Here is a 20768-nt window from a genome sequence, read left to right as displayed (position 1 = left end):
CATGCTGTAATCACGTGCCAAAAGCTTATCTGAAACAGAATTATACCATAAACGACTCTATGTGACACTTTTCGCGTAATGTCAAAAAAAACCGGACCCTCCACAAAAGTGCAGGATGCCGGCTTTTTTTATACTAGAATTTATTAAGATTTACGGTTCAACAAACTTTTGTGGTATCCATAGAAGAAATAGATCAACAATCCAAGCAGGAGCCACACAATGAATCCAATCCAGGTGCTAATATGAAGCTGAAGCATCAGACCGATGCAAACCAAAGCACTTAAAAGTGGGAGCAACGGAACCCACGGCACGGTAAAGCCTCTTTTCAAATCAGGGCGTTTCTTGCGCAGAACGATAACTCCTACCGATACCACAGCAAAAGCGAATAGGGTTCCAATACTCGTCAGATTGGTCAGTGCATGTAACGGGAACAATCCACTAGCCAATGCGATAATGCTGCCCACCAGCCAAGTGCTTCGAATTGGCGTTTGAGTTTTAGCATTTATTTTAGATAAAAAAACGGGTAAAAGGCCATCACGTGACATGGAGAAAATTAACCGCGTTTGACCATACAAGAGCACCAATAAAACGGTCGTCATCCCCGCAATCGCACCGACTGAAATCAATCCGGCTACGAAATCCTGATGAATAAAGCGGAGAGCAAACGCAACAGGATCACTTACCCCCAACTGCGTATAAGGTACCATTCCCGTTAGCACAACTGAAACCGCAATATACAGTACTGTGCAGATCGCTAGAGAAGAAATAATGCCGATGGGCATATTCCGTTGCGGATTGCGAACCTCTTCGGCTGCAGTTGAGATGGCATCGAAACCCAGATAAGCAAAAAATACGATTGCCGCAGCACTCAAAACACCAGAAAATCCATAAGGCAAAAATGGTGTCCAGTTGTCAGGCTTAACATAAAAGATACCGATCCCAATAAATAGCAATACAACTCCGACTTTAACACAAACCATTATTAAATTGAATCGGACCGTCTCCTTGGCTCCGAGACTCAGTAACAATGTGATGAGCATAATGATACACACGGCTGGTAGATCAATAATGGTGCCCTTGGTCGAATCGAAGGCTGCGGTTAAAGCCATCGGTAAATGTACATCAAATCCAGCCAGCAAGCCTTGAAAGTATGCAGACCATCCACTACTCACAGAGGCGGCCGCCACTCCATATTCCAGAATTAGGTCCCACCCCAGTACCCAAGCCAAAATTTCTCCAAATACAATATAACTATACGCATAAGCGCTCCCAGCTGCGGGAACTGTAGATGAAAGCTCCGCATAGCACAAGGCTGCTAGTACGCAGGCAATACCTGCAATAACAAAAGAGAGCATCAATCCAGGACCTGCATTTTCTGCTGCTGCCTTGCCAGTAATAACAAAAATCCCGGTACCGATAATACATCCTACACCTAGCATGGTGAGATCAAAGGCACCCATTGTTCTCTTTAAGTGACCTGTAGATCCGCTTTCCTCATGCGGGAGCAGTCCTGTTTTTTTTCGAAATAAGTCCATATGCCGAATCCTCTTTCCATAATTTCATGCGTCAATATCGATGCTGCAACGCTTTAGTGCGTGTTCTTATCATTCGATTAATTATTAGCGAGCTCGCCTTTGAAGTCAAGGAAAAATGTCATATTTCTTTGCGGTGGGTAAATATATACGGTACACTAAGTTGGAAAGATAAAATTTTAAGAAATAGCCCAAAATGAAAAGGTATTCAACCCGAGAAGGAGATGAGGATTTTATGAGCTTAAAACCTTACAAACGAAGTAGAGTGGCCATTGTCGGCATGGGAGCGGTTGGCACAACAACCGGCTATACCCTACTGCTGCGCCAACGCATGTCAGAACTTGTCTTTATTGATGTCAACGTCAAAAAGGCGAAGGGGGAAATGCTCGATATGAATCATGGGCTTCCCTTTCTCGGTGGTGTCAAAGTGTGGGCAGGTGATTATGAAGACTGCCGTGATGCAGATATCATTATTGTTACAGCGGGCGCTTCACAAAAGCCGGGAGAAACGCGCATTGATTTACTGAAGCGTAATGCCGAAATTTTTGAAAGTATTATTGATAATATCGTCAAGGTCAATACACATGGCATTTTGCTGATCGCAACCAATCCAGTGGACATTCTCTCCTACATCTCTTGGAAACGCAGTGGTTGGCCTTCAAGCAGAGTCATTGGATCAGGAACGTTGCTGGACAGCGCACGCTTCCGCTATCTGATTGGAAAGCAAAAGGGCATCGATCCACGAAGCATCCACGCCCATATTATTGGAGAACATGGTGACTCTGAGTTACCTGTATGGAGCACAGCCAACGTAGCTGGAACTCCGCTGGAACTGGGTGAAGAAACGAAAAATGAAATTTTTGAAAATACCAAGAATGCTGCCTATGAAATTATAGATGCTAAAGGCGCAACTTCTTATGCTATTGGGCTGGCTCTCGACCGAATCGTAGCCGCCATTCTCGGGGACGAGGGGTCGGTACTTAATGTGTCCACCTTGCTGGAAAATTATAACGGAGTATCTGACGTATATTTAGGTGTTCCAAGTATCGTAGATCACAATGGGGTACGTGAAATTTTGGATCTTCCGCTCAATGACGAGGAACGTGCCAGGTTGCTTCAATCTGCGGACAAGCTGAAAGATCAAATTAGCAAAGTTCATATGTAGATTGGGAACATAAAAGCTAAACAAAACTGGCCTCCACAGCGGTAATATCCGTTGAGAGGCCAGTTATTTTAGTCATTATAATGTAAAAGTTCAGTTTGTCGTCTTGCTTTGCATTCGAATTACCAAGGTGGCGTATCGCCATCCTCAATTTCATGCTGGCGTTTCTCTTTTAGCCGCTCAGCCACCGTTTCAAACGATTCAGGTTGGAGCAACTCAATCGGTGAAAATCCCTTTTCAAACGTAAATGCATCGCCTTCAATAATAAGTGCATATCTATCATGAAGTTTCGTGATATGCAGCTTGGCGCCAAAGTCGGACAGTAGCCCACGCACGGCCGTATCATCTAGTTTAAAACGAACTTCAATTTCTGGTTTCAGCTCGACAATATGCTGTGCAGCCTCTACGACCTGAAGGGGTTCCCATTTCCCTTGCAAATCCCGTTTTTCGCTAGCCGCCCACAATTCCAGATCACGCTCTTCCTGCTGTCTTTCCTCATTAGATGCATCCGGCCATTTGGTTTCTACATAGTTCTGAACGAAGCCCATGACATGCTCATTGACAATTTCGGGCATGGATTGCTCATAGGTCACGAATTTCAAAAAATCTTCAAAATACCGGGCATGCGAAGACTGGTGAATTTTAAGCTCCCACTCATCGTTCATCCCCTCCTCAAGCATGTAAGGATACATGATGGATTTCATATTACGGGCAGAAATAGCCATTTCGACCTCACTCACCAGACTGCTTTCAGTAATTCTGGCAATTTTAGGTTCAAAATCACATTTAAGCACAAAAATAAACGGATCATCCGAGTGTGTATTCAAGGTAGCCTGTACAATGATCAGCGCTCCGCCGCGTACTGCGCTCGTATCCAGATACATCCGCACCAGATCGTCACAAGCATTTTTAAAATCTTCCTTATCCTCTGCTGCCCGCAGTCGGGCGAACATATTGAAATTCGGATTACTGCTCAATTCATGCTCCGGTTCGACGATAAAGCGGCCGATTTTGGTCGGTGCCTGCTCTGTGCTGGGATTTTTTTCAACCTTCCGCTTGCTAATACGAGTAAATTCCCCGTCCAAAAATTTTTTAACATCGCTTTCGTCATAATCGTAGTCGTCCATTGTAGCGTAATGCTTATAGGACTTACCACCCTGTCCTTCTTTTCCATCTACCTGAATTACAAAAAAAGATAAAAAATCCACTTGAAAGTTCATTTATGTTCCATTCGCTCCTTTTCAGGCATGTACGCGTAATTATATCACTATGATTTTAAAAGGTACATCGGATTCAAAGCCCTATTATTAGACAAGCAATTTAGTTAACATAATATATATTATGTTATCCTTTTTTTGATTAGATATTATTACCAACTCACAAGTTTAAAGTGAGTACTTTTATCACTATTCTAATTCACGTCCTTAAGGATCATTGACCTCTTTATTTCCATGCTCTACTTTCTTCTTGGTTTCAAAAAAACATTTGACTAAACAATAGTTAATTTATTATATTATCTATTATTTTATAGACAAAAATAATTTTTGTTTATATAAAACGATATTGCAAGGGGTTCGCGCCTTGAAAACAGGAAAGGAGAGTTTGTTGTTGTTTAAAAATCCATATATAAGGACCATTATCTCCTCCAATGCGCTGTTAAATTTGGGCATTTGGGTGCGCAACTTTGCCATACTGTTGTATGTAACAGATTTGACTCATAATGATCCCGTCTACGTATCGCTCATTTCGGTTGCTGAATTCATGCCTATTTTTCTGTTCGCTATCATTGGAGGAACATTTGCGGACCGCTGGCGGCCCAAACGGACTATGATTAGTTGCGATTTGCTATCCGCGGCCTCTATTTTTATTGTCTTGTTGGCACTATGGTACGGGTCATGGCAGATGCTTTTGCTGTCTACTTTCTTTTCGGCCATTCTATCTCAATTTTCTCAGCCGTCTGCAATGAAGATATTTAAGCAGCATGTAGCACCAGACCAGCTTCAGGGAGTGATGGCCCTTTTTCAATCTCTCATGGCATTATTTATGGTTATCGGTCCTGTTATCGGTACATTTATTTATCAACACTTTGGAATTTTCTTTTCAATGTCTATAACCGGAATATTGTTTCTCATTTCGGCACTTGTCTTGACTCGTATTCCCCAAGATGAACAAGCACTTGAGATAGATGATCAACCCACTCATTTCATTCAAGAGCTTAAAGAAGGAATACGTTATGTATGGAATAACCGCACACTTCGCACGCTTGGGGGAACATTTACTGTAATTGGACTGGCGGTTGGACTTATTCAACCATTAATGATTTTTGTCGCCATCGAGAACCTTGGACAAAACAAGGAATTCCTGCAATGGCCATTAATGGCGAACGGAGCGGCTATGCTGGTGGGAGGCGGCCTGATTATGGGGGTTGCCAAAAAAGTACAGCCGCAATTGCTCCTGGTAGCCGGACTCTTGGTCAGCACACTGACAACCTGTGGTGTCGGATGGTCGCACAATATTGTGTTGACTATGGCACTACAAGTTTTCAGCGGCCTATTTTATCCTTGCATTCATATCGGTATCAACACGATGATGATGAAAAATGCCGAAGCTGCTTTTATCGGCCGCGTCGCTGGTGCCCTCTCTCCCCTGTTCTCCGGGATGATGGTCGTCGGTATGAGTATCGGCGGAACACTCAAACACGAATCCTCCCTGAACACTGTATATACCGTGAGCGCCGGTTTGTTTTTGGTCGGAGCGATGCTGTTGTTACCATTGCTTCGTGACAGGCAGCCTGTACAAGCTGTCATAGCCGATGATTCTGAATAACAGCACAAGAAACCGCTCCTGGAGATATGATATAGCATCCTCCGGGGCGGTTTCTTAATGTTTGTATCATGATTTCATACGGATTATGGCTCTCTTTCTTCATGCTCTTGATTACAATTATAATGATCATCATTCTCATTTAAAAGACATTGATATTATGTATACATAACATACATTATGTTAACATTATGATCCCCATTACATCGAATTAAAGAAGTCGGCCTTGACTTCAACGCCTGTCCAATCGTATAGTATGGTTATATCTTCAATTAAGGGAGAGATTTTGATGTCGGTGAACGTTCTTAACTAAGCAATTGCATATTCAGGGAGTAACACCAGGCACTTGCACCCTTCGGGGACAGGTTTGTTTCTTGCTGTGTTGTTATCCTGATATTAGTTAAGAACATGCGGATATCATAAATCGCCTTCGGGATTATCTTCATCCAGGCCTTATTCCGTGCTGTGTTCAGCGCGGTTTTTTGTTTTCAGATTTTGTAACTTCCCTTTTCCATTCGATCCAAATAGCTTAGCAAAGAGCTGTTACGTGAATGAATTGGAAACACGGAACTCGGAACTACAAAAGCTGTATAACAGGCTTATTTGTTGATAAATTCCCTCTTTCCTTAAGGGCGGAGAATGAACGTTTTGTTCATTCTCCGCCCTTTTTTATTTTAATAGCAAGTTTTCCAAAATCCTGACACTACACAATTAAAGGAGAGATTTATTCATGAACGAAACTACAATGCTGCGTTTGGAATATGATCAAATTAAAACAAGAGTTTCCGAATGTGCTTTTTCTTATCTGGGTAAGCATCACGCTGCTTCTATGTGCCCAATTACTGATATCCGTACCATTAAGATTCGACTTGACGAAACCAACGAAGCGTTACAGATCATTCGCCACGGAGCAAGCGTCCCTGTTCCTTCGTTGGAAGGAATGGAGCACATTCTTCAACTGCTCGGAACCGGGTATATGTTCAGCGAACGTGATTTTTCTCATATGGCTCAATTCATTCGAAGCTGCATTCAACTCATAAAATATATGCATTCCAAGGCGGACGCTGCTCCAACCGTCAGCGCTTATGCATCTTCCATGTATAGCATGGAGCCACTTCTATCCGAAATCGAAAGATGTATTCATTCGGGACGTGTGACGGATATCGCCAGTAAAGAACTAGCTAAAATTCGCAAAAAAATTGCGGTTACTGAAGAACGCATCAAGAGAAAACTTGACTCTCTCACAAGCCGTCACCGATCCATTATGCAGGAAAATATGATTAGTCAGCGCAATGGCCGTTACGTGCTTCCTATCAAAAAAGAATTCCGTAAACAAGTGAAAGGCAATGTACTGGATGAATCGGGAAGTGGTCAGACGGTTTACGTTGAACCTGCGGAAATCACGAATCTGCAATTCGATCAGAGCGCAAACATGGCAGAAGAATCTAAAGAAGAAATGAAAGTGCTGGGAGACCTGACGGCAATGGCCGAGTCATACAACCGGGAACTAAGCATCAATACAGAGACTGTAGGTGTACTGGATTTTTTATTGGCAAAAGCCAAATACGCCATGACTCTGGATGCTGTTCCTGTCGAACTTAACCTTGACGGGATTATAGACATCCAAGGTGCACGTCACCCGTTGATGTCCAATACCATGGTGCCGCTTGATTTCTCAATTGGTGAAGGATATTCCTCACTCATCATCACTGGACCGAACACAGGCGGAAAAACGATGGCACTTAAAAGCGTCGGTCTATTAACACTAATGGTGCAATCTGGGCTACTGGTACCTGTTTTGCATGGTAGCCGAATGGCTGTATTCGAGGAAATTGTGGTAGATATCGGGGATGGACAAAGCATTGAACATGCTTTGAGCACCTTTTCTGCACACATCCGCAACATGATTAGCATTTTAGAAACAACAGGAAACTCTACTCTGATTCTGATTGATGAAATGGCATCCGGCACCGATCCAGGAGAAGGAGTAGGCCTCTCTATCGCGTTGCTAGAAGAATTCCATCGCCGCCGAGCGACAGTAGTGGCTACAACGCACTTTAGCGAAATCAAGCATTTTGCTGAAAACACACCGGGATTTCAGAATGCTCGTATGGAGTTTGATACCGAAACGCTACAACCTTTGTACCGACTTCGCATTGGAGAGGCCGGAGAAAGCTATGCATATGCAATTGCCTTGAAGCTGGGCATGTGGACACGTATTATCGAGCGTTCTGAGGCCATTTCTGCAGGCAGAGCGTCTCGGAATACACAGGAATCGTTTGTTATTCCCCCTTCTGTAGATGATGAAAAGTCTGATGATGCAAATAAGCCTTTCCCTAAAAAAGAGGCTTTAGACCAGACATTCACAAAACGGGGTAAACAAGAAATTCCTCTCAAAACCAAGCCTTTTGCCCTTGGCGATAGTGTTTATGTAGGCTATCTGGATCGAACTGGAATTGTATACAAAACCGAGGATGAACGAGGTAATGTCGGGATTTTGATCCAAGGACAGAAGCTAACCATGAACAAAAAGAGGCTCGTCCTTCACATCGCTGCTACTGAATTATATCCTGACGACTATGATCTGGATATTGTTTTAGAAACCAAGGAAAACCGCAAAAAACGAAAACTGCTGGGACGTAAGCATGTCGAAGGACTGATGATTGAATCTCCCCCGGAAAATGAAATATAGACGCATGCGTATATTCTCAACTGAAAAATAAGCTATTTTATATTGTCAGTGAAACTTGAATCTGCAAGTGGACACTTGATAAGAGTGATTCACTTGCAGATTTCACCACACTAAAAACATAATATATATTATGTAAACTATATGCTTCTTTATTAGACAGGACAAGATAAATCAGACATCGAAATATAACTTTTGTTATCATTCAAGATGATAGGTTTGTTTGTAGTTATATATAGCACCTAGCAAATTCGCTTCATTGCCTAATTTACTCTGCTCAATATCTGCACGCACAAAATTTAAGATCGAATCTAGATAAAGTTTCTCTAGTTCTTCTTTAATAGTAATAACCAGTAAAGGATTTGCAGATATGCCTCCCCCAATTACAAACTTTTCAGGATCAAGAATCGTTTGCAAATTAATAATTTGTGTTGCGATGTTCCTACAGTATTCTTGAAAAATCGCTTGGACCGTGTGATCACCTTCTTCAATGAGCTTGAATACTTTTTCACCTGTCATAGAATCTGCAGGAAGCCCTTTAGCTTTGGCAACGGTTTTAGATAATACAGAACTACTCCCTTTCATACCAAGCAAATAATCAACACTGTCTGCATACTCATTGTTAGTTCTGACGAAGGAGAATTCCCCAGCCGATAAATGATGGCCTTTCAGCAATTTACCTTGAGAGATGATTCCACCGCCCATTCCGGTTCCAACGACCAGAACAACACCATCAGCGATTCCCTTTAATGAACCACACCATGCTTCTCCCAGAGCAGCTATCAACGATATAAATTTGACCCAGTAGAGTCTTTTCAACATGTTTTCTTAATAAGGGACTTCTTCCAGCTGGATCATATACAGTTATTTTAAGAAAGCTACTGTTGATTTGATCAAATGAATCAATCTTAACCACTTCTTTATACGAGCCTTTCACAATTTTATAGTATTCGTCTTGAATATGAGAATGAACAAATGCTGCTTCCGTTGTACATGCTATGATAATAAAATCATTGGAAAAACTTTCGATATCTCTTATCGCTTGTAATGCTAGATTGTGTTCAATCGTAAACTCCTTGACGACGACTCCATCCTTTTTAATCCGCGTAGCACTGTCCCCTAAGATCCAGATCCCTTTTCCGTGCTCGCCAAACTTACTACCAGTTTAAACATATATAAAATCCCCCAATATACACTAGAATCTGAGTTTAATTTCTAACAAGAGTGGATTAAAAGCTTATACATTTAACCTAGCTTATGAAACGCGTTCCAGGTCAAGTTCTAATGTGGGGTTCTCTCACAAGTTTACAACGTTCACTATATTGATGAGACAAAGTCGTTGATTTTATTTGCGAGTCGGGATATGACTCCTTATCAAGATTTTACATAATAATTATTATGTAAACTCTTTTTTGTTTAATCTCAATTTTCCAACATATACTCACAATCCTGATATTGGTATCTGAATATCCAGCTTATCCATTGCTTTTTCCTTTTCCCGATCAGTGACATGTGTATATACTGTGGTTGTCTGAATGGATGAATGCCCCAGTAGCTCCTGCACGGTACGCAGATCTGCTCCCTTACGTAATAGCATTGTCGCAAATGTATGTCTCAGCTTATGGCTGGAATAAGCCTCCCGGCGTTCCATACTCTTATCTTGCTGGAATCGTTCGAACGTTTCTGTAGCGATCTGTTGAATGGTGCGCACTGCCAGACGACGGCCTTTTTGGGATACGAACATCGCATCCTCTTTACCTCTCCACGGCGTCAATCTTTCCTCCAACGCATGCTCTACAAAATCACACACGGCTTCCGGTACCGGGAGAGTACGCCACTTACGTCCTTTACCGAACACATCTAAGGTACGTCTTTCTCGGCTATAATCCGAGACATTCAATGAATGAACCTCCCCCACCCGCAATCCCATGTAGACCATCAGCAGAAAAATAGCCATATTGCGATTTGCATATTTCCCCTCCACCGCGAGCAAAAACGGATGAATATCCTTTTCATCCAGATAGACGGGCATACGATTCTTTTCAGTCTTTGCTTTTTTAATTCCCGCTGCCGGATTTGTGCTGCATAACTCAAATTCCTGTAGCGCTTTAAAGAAACTGTTCACCGCTGCATGCTTCCGGTTCCGCGTACTATCTCCGGCGCCTCCCTCCCGCGCTTTAGACAAATACGACATAACATGAATCTTCTTCACCTGATCGAGTGGTTTTTCACGCAACGTCCGTAAAAACTGCTTCACATCCCCCATATAATTTTTTTGCGTATGTATCGTATATCCTGCATCCTTCATCCAGATCAAAAAAGCTTCCAGCTCCTCAGTATATATTTCATCAATTTCTTCAGTTGTATCGAGTTCCACATGTCGCATCTCTTTTTTCATCTCGCTCGCCTCCAATTCAGTTCATATTCCGAAATATACTGTAAAACGATCATTTTCGTCTGATTTTTATCGACAATCCAATCGACATCTTATGCAGGAGGGATTCTAAAAGTCGTTTTAAACATAAACAGCGTATAATTTATATTATACGCTGTTTTTTTAGCGCTTTTCAAGGGCAAATAGAGCGTTTTTCCTCTTGTCCAGCCTAGTATCGCCTTCAAGCAGACATTTCAAAGCACTTAACGGCGTGGCATAGGATCAGAGGGGGTCGATCCCACAATGTAGACAAATTAAAACACGCTCAAGAAAAGTTCTCCTAATGTAATTCATTCATATCCAAAACAAAACTAAATAGCCAATAGTCTTGCATGCGGCACCATTTCTCCAAGTTGGGGGCGCTGCTCTCGATCGGTAGCAGTCAAAATCGCCATAGTGGCCAAAACATGAATATCATGCGCAGCTTCCAACTCGCTATCCGGATCACCTTCCGGTGCGTGCACCATCTCCATATGATAGCCTGCTAGCTGATTGTAATTTTCACCCACTAGCAGCAGTGGATCACCAAGAATTTCACCGATTTTCGAGATGATGACCGTGTGATCCAGCTTCTGGGCAAATTTCGAGCAGTGTGTAGAAACAGTCTTGTTCACAGGAAAAGTATGGACTGGCCTGCCTGACGGCAAATTTCTACTGGACGCCTACATGCTTTTCATTTAAACTATTAAAAATTAATTTTCGAAAGAGTGAGATTACAACGACAGCACGAGGCTCCAGCACCCGGATCTTACAAACGAAAATACAAACATCACTTTCCGTCAGCCGAAACCCCGATTAATAACTACATAATAATTATTATGTAAACTACGATTGGAGGATGATTGTATGATTAACAGATTGTACTGGTTACCGATCGGTCAGCTTGATATTGATCGTTCCTCACTCAACCATCATGCACAGCCCGGTGAACTGGTGCGCCTGCAAATCTGGTCGTATCTGCTGGAGACAGATCACGGTCCGATTCTCATTGATACCGGTATGCCGGATTCGTTTATCGACAATCCAAATTATTTTAAAAGTACACCGTTTGAAGGGCGCTTCATTCCCCATATGTCAGCCGATGATAGTATCGTGGCTGTACTGGATCGGATCGGCTATCAACCGGACGATATCCATGCCATCGTAATCTCTCATATGCATATGGATCATGCCGGAGGCAATCCGCATTTTCCAAATACACCGATTTATGTGCAGCAGACCGAAGCAGACGCTGCGATCGGTAATCTGGAGTATGCGCCACCGGAATGCGTGCAGGCGGACTTGAATTACCGACTGCTTCAAGGGGATCATGAGCTGGTTCCAGGTTTGCAACTGTTCTATACTCCGGGGCATTCGCCGGGTCATCAGTCCGCGTTGGTCACAACAAAGGAATCGGGTCCGGTCATGCTGACGATTGATGTTGCCTACACGCAGGAGAATTACGCAAACGACGTGCCGTTTGACGGCTTTGACCGTGAACAGGCACGTCAGTCAATCGCCCGCATTCAGCAGATTGTGCAGGAGGTTAAGCCGAATCTGTTGTTCTTCGGTCATGATCCTGAGCAGGTAGTCGTTCAGCCGGTATATCCACAATACAAATAATGATGATAAAGCAGCTATTTCTCCACCATTCCGGATCTTATCGGTCTGGGGTATGAAGAAATTGGTATTATGAATGCACACAAAATAGACGTATCCGAAGCCGTGCTTCATTCGGATCACGGCTTCCAGTATACGTCTACGGCGTACAACACACGACTTGAAAAGTTCGGCCTCAAAGGCAAGTGGTGCGGACTGGCAGAATAGTCGTAATTCAGCCAGTTCCCCCCATGATCTCAATTTCTTCATTCGATTTTTAAATAATCATTATTGTATCTCCCCACTTCAAAAATGTTATAGCCTCTTAATCTTTTCTTTTCATTAAGTAGTTGTAATGACTCCGACATTTAGAACTGCAAAATTTGGTTAACTGAGCTCGCTAATATGGAATAAACCAATGATTGCATTGAATACAACTTTGCAGTTCTAGTTGCTCCCCCCCATAGCTTTCAGCAAACTGATAAGTGATTCCATATACATTCGCTTTAACTGTTCGGGTTCATCTATAAATTCAGTATGTAAATGCTGATCTTCAGAAACCTAGCTAACTTTTAAGCGCACAAATTGATTTTCTGCAAATACACAATTGATCCTTTGTATTAACTCGCTATTAAGCCCCTGCTTGTTCAGAACAGCCTGAGCAATATCCAATACGCTCCTTACTGACAAATATTCCAAATGGATTAATACACTTAATCCGTTTATATCAAAAAAACAATTATATACATGAAGTTAATTACGCCTAATCCCCTGTTATCGCTAGCATCAGGAAGTATATCTAAGAACTCATGGGGTGAGTCGCTGTCGACACGGCATGGATGATGAGAAAAAGCAATTTGCTGTCTCGCTCCGTTTTCCCTTGATCATCCAGCACGATATACTTAAAGAAGTCGAAAGGCAAACTTAAATTCAGCCTATGCTCATTTCAAAAATGTAGGTTTATTCATGACAAAGGGAGTGTTCATTTATTTATGAGTACCGAAATGCTGGAACGTCGAAGTGAAATTCTAAAACGAAACATCCATCAGTTGCTGGTTCAGGAAAATCAACACGGCGTGACACGTCAGGAAAATTACACGTTGCATAAAATGATCAGAGAGCTGCATCAAACCTCTCATGCCTTGAATACTTCCCGTTGAGATGAAAGGCTGCTAAATTAAATGAAACAAATAACCTTCAGCCCCACTTCCTTAGTGGTGTTGAAGGTTATTTGTTTGCGTAGCCTTTAATTGACAGGTGGTACTCTTTCGTGACGTTACCCTTTGGAGCGACTCAACAGGTATAAGAAGTATGGCGCACCAATGATGGCTACAATTAAACCTGTCGGGATTTCTTTCTGTAAAGGTAAGGATCGTGTGATCGTATCCGCTACAAGTACCAGGAGTGCTCCGACTAAAGCACAGGTTACCAGCAGCATTTTATGCTTCGGCCCCACCAGCTTTCTCGCCAAATGTGGAGCCACCAAACCGACAAAGCCGATACCGCCACTAACCGAAACACTAGAACTGGCCAATCCAACCGCAGCAGCGAGAAGGAGAATACGTTCCTTTTCGATAGGTGTACCCAACCCCGATGCCGTCTGATCCCCCAGATTAAGCACATTCATCACATTTGCTTTGTAGTATGCGAAAGGAAGCAATACAATCAGCCAAGGCAACAGAGCCATCACGAATTTCCAGTTTGAGCCCCAGATGCTTCCTGCTAACCAATTAGCTACAAACGTGTAACTTTCGGGTGTCAGCTTAAGAGTCATAATGATCATCGCAGCACTGATACCCGCCGCTACGCCAATTCCGCTCAGCAGTAGTCTTGTCGGAGAAATTCCTTCACCTTTCTTGTAAGAAAGCGCGTAGATGAGAATAGCAGCTGCTCCTGATCCAATCAGTGCAAGAGCGGGAAGTAAAAACAATGAATTCGTAGTTTGCATAGATGGAAAAAGCAATACAAACAGCATGACCATCAACCCGGCGCCTGCATTAATGCCTAGAATACCAGGGTCCGCTAGACCGTTACGCGAAACCCCCTGCATGATGCAGCCAGAAACAGCGAGACCTGCACCGATAAGAAGGGAAATAACCATTCGTGGCAATCGGAATTCAAATAGGATTAATTCCTGCTGTGGAGTCCCTTGTCCAAACAAGGTTCTAAATAGCTCCATTGGCGAAAGCCGGATGGTTCCCGTATTCGCACTTATGGTAAACGCAGCAATGAGCAATACGAGCAGAATGAATACAACCATCCAATCATGGATTTTTTTACGATGACTAGCTTTGGCAATAGCCCCATTCGTAACGTTATTCATCTTACAGTGCCCTCCTTTCTTTACGTGCCAGATAAAGGAAGAACGGAACCCCAATTAAGGCAATAAGTACGCCCACCGGTGTTTCCTCAGGTGCGTTAATCATACGGGCTGCCAGATCGGCAAACACAATGAGTAAAGCTCCCATAATGGCCGAGCATGGAATAATCCAGCGATAATCGACGCCAACCAGCTTACGAGTTATATGGGGAATAATCAATCCCACGAAACCTATAGAACCCACCAACGACACCGCTGCACCCGCCAGAATCAGAACAAGAATCATTCCGACTACCTTTACCACCCCAGTTCGCTGACCAAGGCTCAACGCAATTTCGTCTCCCAAACTGAGCAGCGTAATGGAGCGCGACAACATGAGTGCACCGATAAAAGCTGCCACAACCCAAGGCAAAACTATACCGAGCTGAACCCACTTGGTTCCACTAAGCCCTCCGGCATACCAAAAGGCCAAATCCTGTCCAACATCAAAGTACAAACTGATCGCATCTCCTAAGGCAGACAGCAATGCTGTGACAGCTGCACCCGCCAATACAAGACGAACTGGCGTAAGACCTGATTTGGATATGGAGCTTGTACCATATACCATCACAACAGCCAGAGCTGCACCAACAAAGGAATACAACATTAACTGTAAAAAGGAAGAGCCAGGAAAAAGGGCAAAGCAAATTGCCATCGCCAAGCTGGCTCCCGAGTTCAGTCCAAGCAAGCCCGAGTCAGCAAGCGGATTCCGGGTCATTCCTTGCATAATTGCACCTGCAACAGCAAAGCAAACTCCGATTAGAACTCCACCCAGAATCCGAGGTAAACGGATTTCCCAAATAATCTGATGGTTTTGCAACTCGGGTTTAAAATGAAAAACGGCGTTCCATACCTCTTCCAGCCTAATTGAGGCTGCACCAAAAGATAGGGATAGCGCGATACCGAACGCTAAAAGTCCAAGCCCAACTGTCAGGATAAGCGAAGCCGCCCAAGGTCGCGAGTGGAATTGAGTCGGCGACTGGTTATGATTACTTTGAGCGGGGCTATCCGATGATTCTGATAATTTCATAACTATTGTTCACCCTTACTGTTGAATAGTATGTAGCTATCACGAACTGTGTTGAAGATGATGTTGATAATGAGAATTATTATCATGCAATCTTTACTATTGTAAATTAATGTGGCAACGGCATCAATAGCAAATTTCGAGGAATGCCTAATACTCTGCCCTATTGTGAACAAATAAAGCCCTTCGGCATAAATACCAAAGGGCTGCCAACACCACCGAAGCGACTACTTCTGTGTGGCGTTCTCTTTATTCCGCTGGACGATCAAATCTGCGATTTCTTCAGCTTGCCCTACAATGGCAATGGGATCGAAGTACCAATATCGATCCTCCTGGAGCTCAAAAACCTTACCTTGCCGGACTGCATTCAGTGATTTCCATATGCTGTCTCCTTCGTAACCGCTCAAATCCTTGTTAACCGTCAGAAAGATATAAGAGCCAGCATATTGATTAATGACTTCTTTTGACACCGATTTCCATTGAGTCTCACCAAATAATTCTTTTTGGACAAGCGGCGGAGGTGTCAAATTCAGTCCTTTGTATACCGCCTGTCCTCCTCTGCCAAAATTATCGCCATATACATAGTATTCTTTTTCCGAAGCTTCCATTACGGTGAAAGTATCTTCAGGCTGAACAATTCCCTTTAGCTTGTCACGTGCAGCCTGCATCCGCTGATCGTATTGGGCAAGCCATGTTTTGGCTTCCTGTTCTTTTCCAAGCAGCTCACCAAAAGCTGTCAGTTCCTCATGAACATTCTTGTACGTTCCATAAGGAATGACGATGGTCGGAGCAATTTTACTATATTTTTCATATTCATGAGCATCTTTGGAACCAATCAGAATCAAGTCAGGCTCCAGAGCCAATACTTTTTCAATGGATACGCTGCCGCGGTCTCCAATGCTTGCAATGCCCTGCACAAGCTCCTTCGAAAACGGATTATCCAGATAATATTTAACACTTCCTACAGGTTTAATTCCTAGTGCTAATAAATCATTCTGGTACATATCTACTACAATCCGCTGAGGGTGAACCGGAATCTTAATATCTCCATGAATCGTTTTGACTGTTTTCATTTCCTCTGACTTTTGTTCGCTAGATGTTTGATTCTGCTTTTCATCCGGTTGCTTTACATTTCCACCACAGGCGGTAAGAGCTAAAATGACTGACAGAAGCATCATTACAATCCACATTTTCTTTGTCAAACCTGTTCATTCCTCTCTCTATTTACGGTGTCATATTGGCCTATTTACGTTCCATATTGAGCTTGGTGCAGGCGGCTATATGCCCCTTTTACTGCCAATAACTCTTCATGTCTGCCTTGCTCGGCAATCCCTTGGTCTGCAACTACGATAATGCGGTCAGCATTTTTGATCGTTGCCAGACGATGCGCGATAACGAGTGTCGTACGGCCTTGGGATAGCTCTGTCAGCGCTTGCTGAATCGCGGCTTCTGTCTCTGTATCCAATGCTGATGTTGCTTCATCTAAAATGAGAATTGGCGGATTTTTAAGGAACATCCGTGCAATAGACAAACGTTGCTTTTGACCACCAGAGAGCTTCACACCTCGCTCACCGATCATTGTATCCAGACCATCCGGATATGAGCGAACAAGGTCTTCAATCTGAGCTCGACGAGCAGCATCCCAGATTTCTTCTTCCGAAGCATCCAGCTTACCGTAAGCAATATTTTCACGAATCGTTCCATCAAAGAGGAATACATCCTGCTGTACGATACCAATCATGGATCGCAGCGATTCCAGCTTCATTTCACGGATATCCATTCCATCAATAGTAATGCTACCTTCCTCGACATCGTAGAAGCGAGGCAACAAACTGCAAAGTGTCGTTTTACCTGCTCCTGAAGGACCCACAAGTGCTACGGTTTCACCCGCATGGATAGATAGGTCCACTTTGCGTAATACCTTATCTTTGTTTTCGTAACCAAACGTTACACCTGCAAATTGAATATCTCCATTAAGATGGCTAACCGCCTTGGCCCCAGGCAGATCTTCTACATCCGATTCACTTTCCAGCAAATCCAGGTACCGTCGGAAGCCAGCAATCCCTTTCGGATACGTTTCGATGACAGAATTAATTTGTTTAATCGGCCCCAGGAATACATTAGACAGCATCACAAATGCGATAAATTCCCCGTAGGTCATCTGTCCTTCAATAACAAACCATGTTCCACATACTAGCACAAACAATGAAACCAGCTTCATTAGTATAAAACTAATCGAGGAATTCCAGGCCATAATCCGGTACGCGATCAGCTTCGTTTTACGGAAACGCCCATTATTTTCAGCAAACCGTTCCATTTCATGTGCTTCGTTGGAGAACGCTTGAACAACACGAATCCCGCTTACATTATTTTCAATACGAGCGTTATAATCCGCAATATCAGAAAACATACGATGGAAAGCAGCAGACATTTTACGGCTGAAATAAAGAGACAAGTAAATCATGAGGGGTACAATGATGAAAGTCAGTACAGCCAGCTTCCAGTTAATACCGAGCATGATACCAAAGGCTCCCCCTAGTGTCATCAACGCGATGAACAAATCTTCGGGTCCGTGGTGGGCAATTTCCCCAATATCCATCAGATCGTTGGTCATACGTGACACGAGATGCCCTGTTTTGTTATTGTCAAAAAAACGAAAAGATTGCTTTTGTACCCGATCAAACAGCTTTTTACGCATGTCCGATTCGATGTTAATGCCCAGCTTGTGTCCCCAATAGGTAACCACGTAGTTCAGCGCAGCACTGACGACATAAATCCCGAGTAGAGCTAGACAGGCATATAAAATCCATTTCCAGTTCCCGCTGGGCAGCAAATCATCGACCACCCGGTTGACTGCAAGCGGAAAAGCCAACTCCAGCAGTGCAGCCAGCAAGGCACAAGAGAAATCAATGATGAACAAAGTCCGGTAAGGACGATAGTATTCAAAAAATCGTCTAAGCATGGTTATGACTTCTCCTTTCTTATTTCAATTGAACTGATCACTTCGGATCAACGGAAAACATTTTAACAGCCTCATCGAGTGATTGGTCAACGGCTAGCGGTGAGTAGGTAAACCACGGATCGGCTTTGATGAAATACACTTTGTGGTTTTTGACAGCCGGGAGATTTCTCCACAATGCACTTTGCTCAATTTGCTTAAGCATGCCGTCCTTGCTCGCTTCATCATAAACCAGCATAATAATTCGGTCTCCTGACAGTTCAGGTAACTTTTCCATTGAAATAACATCATAAACATAATTAAATCTCGGGTCCTTCGCCAGCTTCTGGCGTATGTACTCAGGAGGATTCAATTCCAGTGAACGGTAAATAACATGTCCTACATTCCGCGCTCCGTATACCCTTAACACATTCTTATCGTAGGCCATATAAATCGTAACCGTTTCATCTTTTTTGAATTTTCCAACCAGCTTCTTTCGACCTTCCTCAGCCTTTTTGTTGAAACTAGCGATCCACTGCTCGGCTTCCTTGTCCTTACCCAGCACGGCTGCGACATTCCGCAGTTGCTCAAATACATCGCCTTCTCCAAACGAAACGACTACGGTTGGAGCAATTTTCTCTAGCTGCTCCTTCACTTCGGGCGTGGTATATTCTGTTGTGATGATCAGGTCCGGTTGTAACTCCAGCACCTTTTCTACATTTGTCGGGTTCCCAATATCCGCAACTCCGTCAATCTTACCTTTTAAATAGTCGCCTTCCAACAAATGGGAAGCAGCACCTGCAGGCTTAACTCCCAAGGCCAGCATAGCATCCAAATATTGTGTCGTGACAACTCGCTGTGGATTTGCAGGGATACTGATCTTATTGCCAGTGGCATCAGTATATTCGCGCATGACAACCGTTTTGGATTGCCCGGAAGGATCATTAATGCTGGTCTTGTCGTTTGTCTGGTTGTTGCTAGCTGCGTTTCCACATGCACTCAATACACCCATCAAAAGAACCACAAGACAAAGCGTGGATTCCCATTTTAATCTGTACCTTTGTTGCACAATATACGTCCTCCTTAGATATATACAATTCATTATATGATAGTGATTCTCATTATCATATAATTGTTATTCTATCTTTTACCGTCTCTTCTTACAATACAAAAATAAAAAACTTCCATTTATGTGTATGTATCGTCATCGTAGAATAGCCAAAAAAAAGAACTGATGCGCATTACAGCATCAGTCCGAATAGCTTAATATGTTGGGTCAAGCGCCCTTTTTATTTCGATTGATCCACTAACTCCAGCTTAGCGGGAATTGATGTTTTCACGGTTTTACCTTGAAGTACATCCTTGGCTGCCTGCACCGCCAATTGACCAATAAGCTCGGGTTGCTGAGCTACGGTGGCTGTCAGTTTCCCTTCCTTAATTGATTTAAGCGCATCCTCATTACCGTCAAAACCGATGACTGGAATGTTTTTACCTGAGCTTTGGATTGCTTCGATCGCACCCAACGCCATTTCATCATTGTGGGCAAATACTGCCTGAACGTCCGGGTTGCCTTGCAGCAGATTTTCCATCACGTTCAAACCTTTGGTCCGATCAAAATCGGCCGATTGTTTGGCTATGACTTTCAGATCCTTATCTGCTACTTCATGAAATCCTTTTCCGCGTTCACGGGTAGCGGATGCTCCTGGAACACCTTCCAGCTCAATCACCTTGGCACCTTTTCCAACTTGATCAATCACATATCTGGCAGCCATTCGTCCTCCCTCTACGTTGTCTGAAGCGACGAGTGCTTTTACATCGCCTTTGTCAGCAGAACGATCCAGTGTAATAACCGGGATGTTCAATGCATTCGCTGATTGTACCACAGTGGAGATGGCCGACGAATCTGTCGGATTAATGAGTAACGCGTTTACTCCCTGTTGAATCAGATCATCCACGTCATTACTTTGTTTCGCCGAATCATTTTGTGCATCCACAACAATGACCTGCATTCCTTGTTTTTTGGCCTCTGCCACAACTCCGTCTTTGAGAGATACGAAGAATGGATTATTCAGTGTTGAGATCGACAAGCCGATTTTGATGTCCTTCAGGTTCGCGGCCGCTTTAGGTTTTGCCCATTCGGGCGGTTCCAAGGAACACCCTGTCATGAGCAGGAGCAGCAATGCAGTCATGATTAATGTAAGCTTTTTCATATTTTTGTGTCTCCTT

17 protein-coding genes and 1 pseudogene are annotated in these 20768 nt (G+C 43.3%); 6 read left to right on the top strand and 12 right to left on the bottom strand.

The window, feature by feature from the left end; translation table 11 throughout:
* Positions 1 to 143: 143 nt before the first annotated feature.
* On the bottom strand, positions 144 to 1535 hold the full coding sequence (locus WA407_RS08505) for an amino acid permease (protein ID WP_235309722.1): 1392 nt from the start codon (positions 1533 to 1535) through the stop codon (positions 144 to 146).
* 232 nt (positions 1536 to 1767) lie between these two features.
* Between WA407_RS08505 and WA407_RS08500 the strand changes: the two genes are divergently transcribed.
* Entirely contained in the window at positions 1768 to 2697 is a 930-nt protein-coding gene (locus WA407_RS08500) for an L-lactate dehydrogenase (RefSeq protein WP_053325554.1), read from the top strand.
* A 119-nt stretch (positions 2698 to 2816) separates the two neighbouring features.
* Here WA407_RS08500 and WA407_RS08495 read toward each other — a convergent pair whose 3' ends face one another.
* Positions 2817 to 3914 (bottom strand): DUF3900 domain-containing protein, encoded by a 1098-nt coding sequence (locus tag WA407_RS08495; RefSeq protein WP_336077123.1) that lies wholly within the window; start codon positions 3912 to 3914, stop codon positions 2817 to 2819.
* 388 nt (positions 3915 to 4302) lie between these two features.
* Here WA407_RS08495 and WA407_RS08490 point away from each other — a divergent pair, with 388 nt between their 5' ends.
* Together WA407_RS08490 and WA407_RS08485 are read left to right on the top strand one after the other, a co-directional pair.
* Complete coding sequence (locus tag WA407_RS08490) at positions 4303 to 5520, top strand: MFS transporter (protein WP_336077214.1); 1218 nt, start codon at positions 4303 to 4305, stop codon at positions 5518 to 5520.
* Positions 5521 to 6247: 727 nt separating this feature from the next.
* Complete coding sequence (locus tag WA407_RS08485) at positions 6248 to 8209, top strand: endonuclease MutS2 (protein WP_336077122.1); 1962 nt, start codon at positions 6248 to 6250, stop codon at positions 8207 to 8209.
* Between the two features lie 198 nt (positions 8210 to 8407).
* On the opposite strand, the gene WA407_RS08480 is transcribed toward WA407_RS08485, so the two are convergent.
* From WA407_RS08480 to WA407_RS08465, 4 genes and pseudogenes are all read right to left on the bottom strand, one after another.
* Positions 8408 to 9028, bottom strand: coding sequence for an ROK family protein (locus WA407_RS08480; RefSeq protein ID WP_336077121.1), 621 nt, complete (start codon positions 9026 to 9028; stop codon positions 8408 to 8410).
* Positions 8985 to 9359: pseudogene (locus WA407_RS08475) on the bottom strand (hydrolase); the annotation flags it as partial. The gene WA407_RS08480 and the pseudogene WA407_RS08475, both read right to left, overlap by 44 nt.
* Before the next feature lie 288 nt (positions 9360 to 9647).
* On the bottom strand, positions 9648 to 10604 hold the full coding sequence (locus tag WA407_RS08470; protein ID WP_061828272.1) for a tyrosine-type recombinase/integrase: 957 nt from the start codon (positions 10602 to 10604) through the stop codon (positions 9648 to 9650).
* 347 nt (positions 10605 to 10951) lie between these two features.
* Positions 10952 to 11254 (bottom strand): hypothetical protein, encoded by a 303-nt coding sequence (locus WA407_RS08465; RefSeq protein ID WP_235309718.1) that lies wholly within the window; start codon positions 11252 to 11254, stop codon positions 10952 to 10954.
* 232 nt (positions 11255 to 11486) lie between these two features.
* Here WA407_RS08465 and aiiA point away from each other — a divergent pair, with 232 nt between their 5' ends.
* The 3 genes from aiiA to WA407_RS08450 all read left to right on the top strand — a co-directional run bounded on the left by aiiA (position 11487) and on the right by WA407_RS08450 (position 13378).
* A complete protein-coding gene (aiiA, locus tag WA407_RS08460; RefSeq protein WP_235309717.1) occupies positions 11487 to 12242 on the top strand; it encodes a quorum-quenching N-acyl homoserine lactonase AiiA in 756 nt (251 codons plus the stop codon).
* Between the two features lie 69 nt (positions 12243 to 12311).
* Entirely contained in the window at positions 12312 to 12446 is a 135-nt protein-coding gene (locus tag WA407_RS08455) for a hypothetical protein (RefSeq protein ID WP_268820037.1), read from the top strand.
* 764 nt (positions 12447 to 13210) lie between these two features.
* Positions 13211 to 13378, top strand: coding sequence for a hypothetical protein (locus WA407_RS08450; RefSeq protein ID WP_007432475.1), 168 nt, complete (start codon positions 13211 to 13213; stop codon positions 13376 to 13378).
* 116 nt (positions 13379 to 13494) lie between these two features.
* Here the strand turns inward: WA407_RS08450 and WA407_RS08445 are convergent, their stop codons facing one another.
* The 6 genes from WA407_RS08445 to rbsB all read right to left on the bottom strand — a co-directional run bounded on the left by WA407_RS08445 (position 13495) and on the right by rbsB (position 20752).
* Positions 13495 to 14541, bottom strand: a complete 1047-nt coding sequence (locus tag WA407_RS08445) for a FecCD family ABC transporter permease (RefSeq protein ID WP_336077120.1) — start codon at positions 14539 to 14541, stop codon at positions 13495 to 13497.
* A 1-nt stretch (position 14542) separates the two neighbouring features.
* Entirely contained in the window at positions 14543 to 15607 is a 1065-nt protein-coding gene (locus tag WA407_RS08440; RefSeq protein ID WP_039273198.1) for a FecCD family ABC transporter permease, read from the bottom strand.
* Between the two features lie 224 nt (positions 15608 to 15831).
* The gene (locus tag WA407_RS08435) at positions 15832 to 16794 is read right to left on the bottom strand and encodes an ABC transporter substrate-binding protein (protein WP_235309883.1); all 963 of its coding nucleotides are present in this window, start codon (positions 16792 to 16794) and stop codon (positions 15832 to 15834) included.
* 56 nt (positions 16795 to 16850) lie between these two features.
* Positions 16851 to 18566 carry an ABC transporter ATP-binding protein gene (locus tag WA407_RS08430; protein ID WP_235309715.1) on the bottom strand — a complete coding sequence of 572 codons (1716 nt, stop codon included), beginning with the start codon at positions 18564 to 18566 and terminating at the stop codon, positions 16851 to 16853.
* A gap of 37 nt (positions 18567 to 18603) precedes the next feature.
* Positions 18604 to 19611 carry an ABC transporter substrate-binding protein gene (locus WA407_RS08425; protein ID WP_336077119.1) on the bottom strand — a complete coding sequence of 336 codons (1008 nt, stop codon included), beginning with the start codon at positions 19609 to 19611 and terminating at the stop codon, positions 18604 to 18606.
* A 220-nt stretch (positions 19612 to 19831) separates the two neighbouring features.
* Positions 19832 to 20752 (bottom strand): ribose ABC transporter substrate-binding protein RbsB, encoded by a 921-nt coding sequence (gene rbsB, locus WA407_RS08420; protein ID WP_025720638.1) that lies wholly within the window; start codon positions 20750 to 20752, stop codon positions 19832 to 19834.
* Positions 20753 to 20768 lie beyond the last annotated feature (16 nt).

This window comes from Paenibacillus sp. 203 (genome assembly GCF_037027525.1).
In the GTDB taxonomy this organism is placed as follows: Bacteria; Bacillota; Bacilli; order Paenibacillales; family Paenibacillaceae; genus Paenibacillus; species Paenibacillus polymyxa_B.
The sequence above is the reverse complement of the archived record's forward strand: the minus strand, read 5'-3'. Positions and strand labels throughout refer to the sequence as shown.

Bases quoted from the DNA above. Each gene is read 5' to 3' on its own strand.
- WA407_RS08505 (WP_235309722.1), bottom strand. From the start codon at position 1,535: ATGGACTTATTTCGAAAAAAAACAGGACTGCTCCCGCATGAGGAAAGC.
- WA407_RS08500 (WP_053325554.1), top strand. From the start codon at position 1,768: ATGAGCTTAAAACCTTACAAACGAAGTAGAGTGGCCATTGTCGGCATG.
- WA407_RS08495 (WP_336077123.1), bottom strand. From the start codon at position 3,914: ATGAACTTTCAAGTGGATTTTTTATCTTTTTTTGTAATTCAGGTAGAT.
- WA407_RS08485 (WP_336077122.1), top strand. From the start codon at position 6,248: ATGAACGAAACTACAATGCTGCGTTTGGAATATGATCAAATTAAAACA.
- WA407_RS08480 (WP_336077121.1), bottom strand. From the start codon at position 9,028: ATGTTGAAAAGACTCTACTGGGTCAAATTTATATCGTTGATAGCTGCT.
- WA407_RS08470 (WP_061828272.1), bottom strand. From the start codon at position 10,604: ATGAAAAAAGAGATGCGACATGTGGAACTCGATACAACTGAAGAAATT.
- aiiA (WP_235309717.1), top strand. From the start codon at position 11,487: ATGATTAACAGATTGTACTGGTTACCGATCGGTCAGCTTGATATTGAT.
- WA407_RS08455 (WP_268820037.1), top strand. From the start codon at position 12,312: ATGAATGCACACAAAATAGACGTATCCGAAGCCGTGCTTCATTCGGAT.
- WA407_RS08450 (WP_007432475.1), top strand. From the start codon at position 13,211: ATGAGTACCGAAATGCTGGAACGTCGAAGTGAAATTCTAAAACGAAAC.
- WA407_RS08445 (WP_336077120.1), bottom strand. From the start codon at position 14,541: ATGAATAACGTTACGAATGGGGCTATTGCCAAAGCTAGTCATCGTAAA.
- WA407_RS08440 (WP_039273198.1), bottom strand. From the start codon at position 15,607: ATGAAATTATCAGAATCATCGGATAGCCCCGCTCAAAGTAATCATAAC.
- WA407_RS08435 (WP_235309883.1), bottom strand. From the start codon at position 16,794: ATGTGGATTGTAATGATGCTTCTGTCAGTCATTTTAGCTCTTACCGCC.
- WA407_RS08430 (WP_235309715.1), bottom strand. From the start codon at position 18,566: ATGCTTAGACGATTTTTTGAATACTATCGTCCTTACCGGACTTTGTTC.
- rbsB (WP_025720638.1), bottom strand. From the start codon at position 20,752: ATGAAAAAGCTTACATTAATCATGACTGCATTGCTGCTCCTGCTCATG.